The organism is Sphingopyxis sp., assembly GCF_025869345.1.
GTDB lineage: Bacteria > Pseudomonadota > Alphaproteobacteria > Sphingomonadales > Sphingomonadaceae > Sphingopyxis.
The window spans coordinates 66,320-75,550 of sequence record NZ_JAOZVW010000024.1 but is presented as its reverse complement, the minus strand read 5'-3'; the positions used below and the strand labels follow the sequence as shown (position 1 = coordinate 75,550).

The window sequence follows — 9,231 nt, the reverse complement described above, 5'->3', positions numbered from 1 at the left end:
CGCGGCCTTGCGGGTAGCGATGCTACCCGCTGCGCCCGCCCGAACCCGATATCTTCGCCATTTCGACGCCTCGATCGCGCATTTAATGGGTCCTGACCCTCGCCCGCCCGCCGCGGGTCGATGGAAATGGTGAGTCCGGCGCCGGGTCTCGATGGTCCGCCCTTCGTGTTGCTCGACGACGCGCGCGCCGAAGGCGCGGCACCGGCGCGGCTGTTCCGGAATCCGGTGGAGATCGTCACGGCGCATTCGGCGCGTGAAATACCCGCCTTGCTGAGGGAATTGGAGGCGGCGCGGAAGCGTGGGCTGCACGCTGCGGGTTTTCTTGCTTATGAGGCCGGGAAGGGGCTGGCGCCCGCGTGGCGCGGCGCGCCCGGTGCCGCGCGGGACGGCGACCTGCCGTTCGGCTGGTTCGGCCTGTTCGAGACCGTCGAGCGGATCGCGCCCGACGCCGTCGCCGAATGGCTTCCCGATCCGGCCGGTGCCTGGGTCGGCTCCCCCCGGCCGCGCGTCGAGCGCGCCGACTATCTGGCCGCGGTCGAGCAAGTGCTTGCCTATATTCGCGCGGGCGACATCTATCAGGCGAACCTGACCTTCCGCGCCGACGTGCCGCTGCTCGGCGATCCGCTCGCCGTCTATGCGCGGCTGCGGCGCACCGCGCGGGCGGGCTATGGCGGTTTCCTGTGGACCGGCGAGCGCGCAGTCGCCTCGCTGTCGCCCGAGCTTTTCTTCGCTTTGCGCGAGGGGCAGGTGATGGCACGGCCGATGAAGGGGACTGCCGAACGGCGTGCCGACGCCGACGCCGATGCCGCGGCGGCGCGCGAATTGGCCGAGGACCCCAAGCAGCGCGCCGAGAATCTGATGATCGTCGACCTGATCCGCAACGATCTGTCGCGCGTCGCGGTGCCGGGAACGGTGACGGTGCCGGAGCTTTTCCGCGTCGAGAGCTTTCCGACGATCCACCAACTCGTCTCCGACGTGTCGGCGGCGCTTCCCGAAGGCGCGGGGGCGGCCGATGTGCTGCGCGCCGCCTTTCCCTGCGGGTCGATCACGGGGGCGCCGAAGGTGCGCGCGATGGAGATCATCGACGCGCTGGAAACGGAACCGCGCGGGCTCTACACCGGCTCGATCGGCTTCATCGAAGCGGGGGGCGATGCCGCCTTCAACGTCGCGATCCGGACTTTGGTGTTTCCGCACGGAGGCTTGCAGGAAAGCGCGGCTTGCGCCACGCTGGGACTCGGCTCCGGAATCGTCGCCGACAGCCAGCCGGCGGAGGAATGGCGCGAATGTCTGGCCAAGGGGGAATTTGTGAGCGTAGCGGGCGAAAGCTTCGACCTGATCGAAACGATGCTCTTCGATCCGGTCGAAGGCGTCCAGCGGCTCGAAGGCCATCTGGCGCGGATGAAGGCAAGTGCGGCGGCGCTCGATTTCCTGTTCGACCGGCACGGTGCGCGCAACAGCCTGCAATCGGCGACCTTCCGCCTGCGCAGCGCGGCGCGGGTGCGGATGCGGCTCGCGCGCTCGGGCGCGCTCGCGGTCGAGGTGTCGCCGCTGCCGCGCCTCGCCGAGCTGCCGGTGCCGGTCGCGGTCTGCCCCGCGCCGATGGCGCCGGGCGATTTCCGCGCCCTGCACAAGACGAGCCTGCGCGCGCCCTATGACGCCGCGCGGGCGGATTGTGGCGCGGTCGAGGTGGTGTTCGTCGACGAGCCGGGCTTCGTCACCGAGGGAAGCTGGAGCAATATCTTCGTCGAGCGCGACGGGCTGCTGCTGACGCCGCCGCTGGCGCTCGGCCTGCTTCCGGGCGTGCTGCGCGCCGAACTGATCGAGAAGGGTCGCGCGGTCGAATCGTACCTGCGCCTCGCCGATCTTGCGGACGGCTTCTATCTCGGCAATTCGCTGCGCGGCCTGATCCCGGCGCGGCTGGTGGACGGTGCCGCCTCCGCGATAGGTTGAGCTTCGCCCTGCATAGGTAAATTATCCCATGCCGCGCTTGCGAATTGCGGATGGAAGCTCTAGGCGCGGCCGCGCGCAATTTCCTGTCCATTTGCTCGCGAAGGACCGCCTCTCCATGTCGCTGAAGCCGCATATCTCCGCCGCCCTCCAACGCATCCAGCCCTCGGCGACGCTCGCGATGACCGCGCGCGTGACCAAGCTGAAGGCCGAAGGCGTCGACGTCATCGGCCTTTCGGCGGGCGAGCCCGATTTCGATACCCCCGATTTCGTCAAGGAAGCGGCGATCGAGGCGATCCGCAATGGGCAGACCAAATATACGCTGGTCGACGGCACGATCGCGCTCAAGGAAGCGATCCGCGGCAAGTTCCGCCGCGACAACGGTCTCGACTACGGCCTCGATCAGATCACGGTCAACGTCGGCGGCAAGCACACGCTCTTCAACGCGCTCGTCGCGACGGTCGATGCGGGCGATGAGGTGATCATCCCCGCGCCCTATTGGGTGAGCTATCCCGACATCGTCGCCTTCTGCGGCGGGACGCCCGTGATTGTCGAAGGCACGGCAGCGCAGAACTACAAGATCACCCCGGCGCAGCTCGACCAGGCGATCACGAAGAAGACGCGCTGGGTGATGTTCAACTCGCCGTCCAACCCCTCGGGCGCGGCTTACTCGTCCGAGGAACTCGACGCGATCGGCGAGGTGATCCGCCGTCATTCGCACGTGATGGTGATGACCGACGATATGTACGAGCATGTCTGGTACGCCGATTTCGCCTTCTCGACGCTGGCGCAGCGCTGCCCCGACCTCGCCGACCGCATTTTGACCGTCAACGGCTGTTCGAAGGCCTATGCGATGACCGGCTGGCGGATCGGCTATGCCGGCGGCCCCGCGTGGATCATCAAGGCGATGGGCAAGCTCCAGTCGCAGTCGACCTCGAACCCCTGCTCGATCGCGCAGGCGGCGGCGGCGGCGGCGCTCGGCGGGCCGCAGCAGTTTCTCGACGACCGCAATGCCGCGTTCCGGAAGCGGCGCGACATGGTGGTCGCGATGCTCAACGATGCGCCCGGGCTGTCGTGCCCGGTTCCCGACGGTGCCTTCTATGTCTATCCCGACGCGAGCGGCTGCATCGGCAAGAAGACGCCCTCCGGCCACGTCATCGAGAATGACGAGATGCTGATCGACTATTTCCTCGACGCCGCGCGCGTCGCGGCGGTGCACGGCGGTGCCTTCGGCCTGTCGCCGGCGTTTCGCGTTTCCTATGCGACGTCCGAAGCGGCGCTCAAGGAAGCGTGCGTGCGCATCCAGCAGGCCTGCGCGGCGCTGAGCTGATGCCCTTAAGCCCCTCCTCTTTAGAGGAGGGGTTTGGGGTGGTGGACGTCGATGAAGGAGCACCACCCCGCTGCGACTAGGGAACAGGTTCCCAAGTCTCGCTGCCCCTCCTCTGAAGAGGAGGGGGTGGCTCTCCCCTTCCTGAACCCAGCACAACCATCCGGTTCACCCTTCGGTAAGCCCTGGTCCCTATAGGTGATCGCCATCACTGCACGGCGGCAAGGGGCGCGCCATATCGTTCGGTGTAACCAGGGCGGCATCGCCCGCGAAACGATCAATATGACAAGAGGCTCCCATGCTCACCCTGATTCGCTCCGACTGGTTTCCGACCATGCTTGCCGGCTTCGCCATTGGCGGGCTGATCGTGATGCTCCAGCATCCGGGGCTCGCGCTTCCCTTATAATGCCGATGCGGCGCGCGTTCGCCGCGTTGCTCGCGGCACCGCTTCTCGCGCAATGTGCGCCCGCGCAGGCCGAGAATGTCGTCAAGCTGCCCGCCGCCGCCTATGACCCCGCGGTGAGCGCGAAGCGCGCGACCGCGGTGCTCGCGGGCGGCTGCTTCTGGGGCGTCGAGGGCGTCTTTTCCAACGTCAGGGGCGTGATCTCGGTCGAGGCGGGCTATCACGGCGGCAGCGCGGCGACGGCGAAATATGAACTGACCCACGACGGCACCTCGGGCCACGCCGAGGCGGTGCGGATCGTCTATGATCCGACCAGGGTCAGCTATGGCACCCTGCTGCGCGTGCTGTTCTCGGTCGTCGCCGACCCGACGCTGAAGAATCGGCAGGGCCCCGACGCCGGGCCCCAATATCGCGCCGCGATCGTGCCGATGGACGCGGCGCAGCGGCAGGTCGCGGCGGCCTATCTCGCGCAGATCGGCAAGGGCGGATATTATGCCAAGCGGCTCGTCGTCCCGATCGAGGCATATAAGCGCTTCTATCCGGCCGAATCCTGGCACCAGAATTTCATGCGGCTCCACCCGGCGAATCCCTATATCGTCCGCTGGGACGCGCCGAAGCTCGCCGCGCTGAAGCGGCTGTTTCCCGGTCTCGTCCGTGGGACGCCGGCCCCCTGAATCCTCGCCGCCCCGCCGCTCATCGCGCCTGCGGAATCGTTCGTCGCAAATCGCTGGTCCGCCAGGCGTGGCTGCGGGACCAACGAAGCCGGCCACAAGGGGTCGGGACGATAGAAACGGTCGCAGCCGCGGGGTTGGAATGAAGCTACAGTTTTCGGGCAGGTCGCTGCTCGGCATGACCATCGGCGCGACGTTGCTCGCAGGATGCGTCAGCGGCGCGGCGCTGGTGCCGCCGCCGCGCCAGGCGCAGCCTGCCCACCATGCTCCGGGCGCGGTCACCGTTCCGATCGGGGAGCCGGTTCGCTCGCCGGCCCCGCCGCCGCGCGGCACGCTCGATCCCGGCTTCCGTCGTCCGGCGCCCGGCCTCGCCGATCGCATCGCCTCGCTCTGGCGTGCTTTCCCCGGCAAGACCGGCATCGCGGTCCAGCGCATCGATGGCGAATGGGCGATCGCTGAGCGCGGCACCGACCTGTTCCCGCAGCAGAGCGTATCGAAGCTGTGGGTCACGATGAGCGTCCTCGACGCGGTCGATAGTGGCCGGATCAGCCTCGACCAGAAGGTCCGCATCGGGCCCGAGGATCTGGTCGTCTTCCACCAGCCGCTCGCCGCGCGCGTGCGCTCGGAAGGCAGCGTGACGATGAGCGTGCGCGACCTGATCGAGACCGCGATCACCCACAGCGACAATCTGGCGAACGACAGCCTGTTGCGCACCGTCGGCGGGCCCAGTGCGGTGCGCGCCTTCATTGCGAAGAAGGATCTGGGATCGATTCGCTTCGGCCCCGGCGAGCGGCTGCTGCAAAGCGGCACCGCGGGGCTGACCTGGCAGCAGAGCTATGCGATCGGCCGCAACTTCTATACCGCGCGCGCGGCGCTGCCGATGGCGACGCGCCAGGCGGCGATGGACAAATATCTCGCCGACCCGGTCGACGGCGCGAGCCCGGCGGCGATCGCGAGCGCGCTGACCCGCCTCGCGCGCGGCACCTTGTTGTCGCCCGAATCGACCGACTATCTGCTCGGCGTGATGACGCGGACGCACAGCGGGCCGAAACGGCTGAAGGCCGGTCTGCCCGCCGGCTGGCAATTCCTCCACAAGACCGGCACCGGCCAGGATCTCAACGGCATGACCGCGGGCTATAACGACATCGGTATCGCTACTGCGCCCGACGGCACCCGCTATGCGATCGTCGTGATGCTGGGCACCACGACCGCGTCGATCCCGCAGCGCATGGCGCTGATGCAGGCGGTGTCGGGCGCCGTCGCCGAATTCCACGGGCGATAGGCGTTCTGCGGGTTTGTGGTCTTGCCGCTTTCGATTATAGGCGGCGCATGAAGACCTGTCTCGCTTTCCCCCTGATCGCCGCGTGCCTCGTGCTCGCAAGCTGCGCGACGCCCGAGACGCGGCTCCGCAACGGTCTCCGCAACGCCGGTCTGTCGCAGGCGATGTCGGCGTGCATGGCCGAGCGGATGGTCGACCGCCTGTCGCTCGTCCAGCTCCGCCGCCTCTCGGCGCTCGGCAGCCTCAAGGACAAACGGATCACCGATCTGTCGCTCGACCAGTTCCTCCACAAGGTGCGCGCCCTCAAGGATCCCGAGATATTGACGGTGTCGACAAGCTCCGCCGCGCTTTGCGCGCTGCGCTAACGACTTAGCTCCCAGTTTCGACAGCCCAAGTTTTTCTGGACGCGGCAGGGGTAGCCTTGCCGCGCAACTTGTGCTTATGCGGCGCCATTCTTCTCCCCTTCCAGAGTCGAAAGGCCCGGCAGACCTCATGAACATCCACGAATATCAGGCGAAAGAACTGCTCGCGAAATTTGGCGTCGCGGTGCCCAAGGGCATTGCCGCGATGAGCGTCGAGGAAGCCGTCGCCGCAGCGAAGCAGCTTCCCGGGCCGCTCTATGTCGTGAAGGCGCAGATCCACGCCGGCGGCCGCGGCAAGGGCAAGTTCAAGGAACTCGGCCCCGACGCCAAGGGCGGCGTCCGCCTCGCCAAGACGCTGGAAGAAGTCGAGGCCGCGGCCAGGGACATGCTCGGCAACACGCTGGTGACGATCCAGACCGGCGAGCATGGCAAGCAGGTCAATCGCCTCTACATCACCGACGGCGCCGACATCAAAAAGGAATATTATCTCGCGCTGCTCGTCGACCGCGCCACCAGCCGCATCGCGGTGGTCGCCTCGACCGAGGGCGGGATGGACATCGAAACCGTCGCGCACAACACGCCCGACAAGATCCACACCATCGTCATCGATCCCGCGACCGGCCTGATGCCGCACCATGGCCGCAGCGTCGCCGCGGCGCTCGAGCTCGAAGGCGATCTCGCCAAGCAGGCGGCGAAGACGCTCGCAGGCCTCTACAACGCTTTCCTCGCGACCGATGCCGAGCAGATCGAGATCAACCCGCTCGCCGTCTGCGAAGGCGCGAACGGCGACGAACTGCTCGTCCTCGACGCCAAGCTCGGCTTCGACGGCAATGCCATGTTCCGCCACAAGGACATCGCCGACCTCCGCGACCTGACAGAGGAAGACCCGGCTGAGGTCGAGGCGTCGGAATATGACCTCGCCTATATCAAGCTCGACGGCAACATCGGCTGCATGGTCAACGGCGCCGGCCTCGCGATGGCGACGATGGACATCATCAAGCTCAATGGCGCCTTCCCGGCGAACTTCCTCGACGTCGGCGGCGGCGCCAATAAGGAAAAGGTGACCGCGGCGTTCAAGATCATCCTGAAGGACCCGGCGGTCGAGGGCATCCTCGTCAACATCTTCGGCGGCATCATGAAGTGCGACATCATCGCCGAGGGCATCGTCGCCGCGGCGAAGGAAGTGAATCTGTCGGTCCCGCTCGTCGTTCGCCTCGAAGGCACGAACGTCCAGCAGGGCAAGGACATTCTCGCCAATTCGGGCCTCCCGATCGTCGCGGCCAACGATCTCGGCGATGCGGCCAAGAAGATCGTCGCCGAGGTTGCCAAGGCGGCATAACGAAAAGGCCACCCTCCCCGAAAAGGGAGGGTGCGGAGCTGTCGGTTGACGTTTACGTAAACGCCAATTATGACGCAGCGCACAATTTGTTGAGAGGAGCTTTGAGCCCATGAAAATCCTCGTCCCCGTGAAGCGGGTGCTCGATTACAACGTGAAGCCGCGGGTGAAGTCCGACGGCACCGGCGTTGACCTGGCCAATGTGAAGATGTCGATGAACCCGTTCGACGAGATCGGCGTCGAGGAAGCGATTCGCCTGAAGGAAAAGGGCGTCGCGACCGAGATCATCGCCGTCAGCGTCGGCCCGGCGAAGGCGCAGGAAACGCTGCGCACCGCGCTCGCGATGGGCGCCGACCGCGCGATCCTGGTGCAGACCGACGATGCCGTCGAGCCGCTGGCGCTCGCGAAGATATTCAAGGCGATCGCCGACGCCGAACAGCCCGGCCTTGTCATCCTTGGCAAGCAGGCGATCGACGACGACAACAACCAGACCGGCCAGATGCTCGCCGCGCTCACCGGCTGGGCGCAGGGCACTTTCGCCAGCGCGGTCAACGTCGAGGGCGATCATATCAGCGTGACGCGCGAAGTCGACGGCGGTCTGGAAACGGTGAAGCTCAAGCTCCCCGCGATCGTCACCACCGACCTTCGCCTGAACGAGCCGCGCTATGCCTCGCTGCCGAATATCATGAAGGCGAAGTCGAAGCCGCTCGATACCAAGTCGCCCGCCGACTACGACGTCGACACGGCGCCGCGCGTCAAGACGGTGAAGGTCTCGGAACCGCCCGTCCGCTCGGCCGGCGTCAAGGTCGCCGATGTCGATGAACTGGTTGCCAAGCTCAAGGCGATGGGAGTGCATTCATGAAAACGCTCGTTTGGGTCGAACATGACGGCAGCGCCGTCAAGGACGCCACGCTCGCCGCGGTGACCGCCGCATCGAAGCTCGGCGAAGTCCATCTTCTGGTCGCCGGTAGCGGCGTCGATGGCGTCGCGAAAGCGGCGGCCGGGATTGCCGGTGTCGGCAAGGTGCATGTCGCCGACAACGCCGCTTTCGGTCACAACCTGCCCGAAAATATCGCGCCGCTCGTCGCCGAGCTGATGGCGAGCCACGATGCGTTCGTCGTGCCCGCCACCACGACCGGCAAGAATATCGCGCCGCGCGTCGCCGCGCTGCTCGACGTGATGCAAATCAGCGAAATTCTGTCGGTCGAGGGTCCCAAGACCTTCACTCGCCCGATCTACGCCGGCAACGCGATCGCGACCGTCGAAAGCTCGGACGCGAAGCTGGTCCTGACCATCCGCGGCACCGCCTTCGAAAAGGCCGCCAGCACCGGCGGTTCGGGCAGTGTGGAAGCCGTCTCGGCGGGCGGCGACGCTGGAATCTCCAGCTTCGTCGGCGCCGAAATCGCCAAGCAGGATCGGCCCGAACTCACCTCGGCGAAGATCATCGTGTCGGGCGGCCGCGCGCTCGGTTCGAGCGAGAAGTATCAGGAAGTCATCGTTCCGCTCGCCGACAAGCTCGGCGCCGCGCTCGGCGCCAGCCGCGCCGCGGTCGATGCGGGCTATGTCCCCAACGACTATCAGGTCGGCCAGACCGGCAAGATCGTCGCGCCGGAAGTCTATTTCGCGATCGGCATCTCGGGCGCGATCCAGCACCTTGCGGGCATGAAGGACAGCAAGACGATCGTCGCGATCAACAAGGACGAGGACGCCCCGATCTTCCAGGTCGCCGACTTCGGCCTCGTCGCCGATCTGTTCAATGCCGTCCCCGAACTGACCGGCAAGATCTGAGCCTTTCGGCCATGATTCGGAAACGGCCGCGGGCGATCCCGCGGCCGTTTTCATTTGGAGCGCGTCATCCTTCTGTCATCGATCGGCGCTTGAGGCGAAGTGGCTCCTTCCGCTAACC

Annotated in this window: 8 protein-coding genes; all 8 read left to right on the top strand. The window is 66.6% G+C overall.

The annotated features are described in order from the left end of the window. Positions 1-120 precede the first annotated feature (120 nt). The 8 genes from pabB to OJI97_RS02860 all read left to right on the top strand — a co-directional run bounded on the left by pabB (position 121) and on the right by OJI97_RS02860 (position 9,113). Positions 121-1,950: an aminodeoxychorismate synthase component I gene (pabB, locus tag OJI97_RS02895; RefSeq protein ID WP_297660970.1), complete on the top strand. Its 1,830-nt coding sequence runs from the start codon at positions 121-123 to the stop codon at positions 1,948-1,950. Between the two features lie 115 nt (positions 1,951-2,065). Next, complete coding sequence (locus OJI97_RS02890) at positions 2,066-3,277, top strand: pyridoxal phosphate-dependent aminotransferase (protein WP_297660968.1); 1,212 nt, start codon at positions 2,066-2,068, stop codon at positions 3,275-3,277. A gap of 408 nt (positions 3,278-3,685) precedes the next feature. Then, positions 3,686-4,351 (top strand): peptide-methionine (S)-S-oxide reductase MsrA, encoded by a 666-nt coding sequence (gene msrA, locus OJI97_RS02885; protein WP_297660974.1) that lies wholly within the window; start codon positions 3,686-3,688, stop codon positions 4,349-4,351. Positions 4,352-4,526: 175 nt separating this feature from the next. Continuing rightward, entirely contained in the window at positions 4,527-5,630 is a 1,104-nt protein-coding gene (locus tag OJI97_RS02880; RefSeq protein WP_297660966.1) for a serine hydrolase, read from the top strand. Positions 5,631-5,677: 47 nt separating this feature from the next. Further along, the gene (locus OJI97_RS02875; protein WP_297660964.1) at positions 5,678-5,992 is read left to right on the top strand and encodes a hypothetical protein; all 315 of its coding nucleotides are present in this window, start codon (positions 5,678-5,680) and stop codon (positions 5,990-5,992) included. A gap of 127 nt (positions 5,993-6,119) precedes the next feature. Further along, positions 6,120-7,328 carry an ADP-forming succinate--CoA ligase subunit beta gene (gene sucC / locus OJI97_RS02870; protein WP_297660962.1) on the top strand — a complete coding sequence of 403 codons (1,209 nt, stop codon included), beginning with the start codon at positions 6,120-6,122 and terminating at the stop codon, positions 7,326-7,328. 109 nt (positions 7,329-7,437) lie between these two features. Next, entirely contained in the window at positions 7,438-8,187 is a 750-nt protein-coding gene (locus tag OJI97_RS02865; RefSeq protein ID WP_297660960.1) for an electron transfer flavoprotein subunit beta/FixA family protein, read from the top strand. Then, positions 8,184-9,113 carry an electron transfer flavoprotein subunit alpha/FixB family protein gene (locus tag OJI97_RS02860; RefSeq protein ID WP_297660959.1) on the top strand — a complete coding sequence of 310 codons (930 nt, stop codon included), beginning with the start codon at positions 8,184-8,186 and terminating at the stop codon, positions 9,111-9,113. Before OJI97_RS02865 ends, OJI97_RS02860 begins: the two co-directional genes overlap by 4 nt. Positions 9,114-9,231 lie beyond the last annotated feature (118 nt).

Bases quoted from the DNA above. Each gene is read 5' to 3' on its own strand.
- msrA (WP_297660974.1), top strand. From the start codon at position 3,686: ATGCGGCGCGCGTTCGCCGCGTTGCTCGCGGCACCGCTTCTCGCGCAA.
- OJI97_RS02860 (WP_297660959.1), top strand. From the start codon at position 8,184: ATGAAAACGCTCGTTTGGGTCGAACATGACGGCAGCGCCGTCAAGGAC.
- OJI97_RS02880 (WP_297660966.1), top strand. From the start codon at position 4,527: ATGACCATCGGCGCGACGTTGCTCGCAGGATGCGTCAGCGGCGCGGCG.
- OJI97_RS02865 (WP_297660960.1), top strand. From the start codon at position 7,438: ATGAAAATCCTCGTCCCCGTGAAGCGGGTGCTCGATTACAACGTGAAG.
- sucC (WP_297660962.1), top strand. From the start codon at position 6,120: ATGAACATCCACGAATATCAGGCGAAAGAACTGCTCGCGAAATTTGGC.
- OJI97_RS02890 (WP_297660968.1), top strand. From the start codon at position 2,066: ATGTCGCTGAAGCCGCATATCTCCGCCGCCCTCCAACGCATCCAGCCC.
- pabB (WP_297660970.1), top strand. From the start codon at position 121: ATGGAAATGGTGAGTCCGGCGCCGGGTCTCGATGGTCCGCCCTTCGTG.
- OJI97_RS02875 (WP_297660964.1), top strand. From the start codon at position 5,678: ATGAAGACCTGTCTCGCTTTCCCCCTGATCGCCGCGTGCCTCGTGCTC.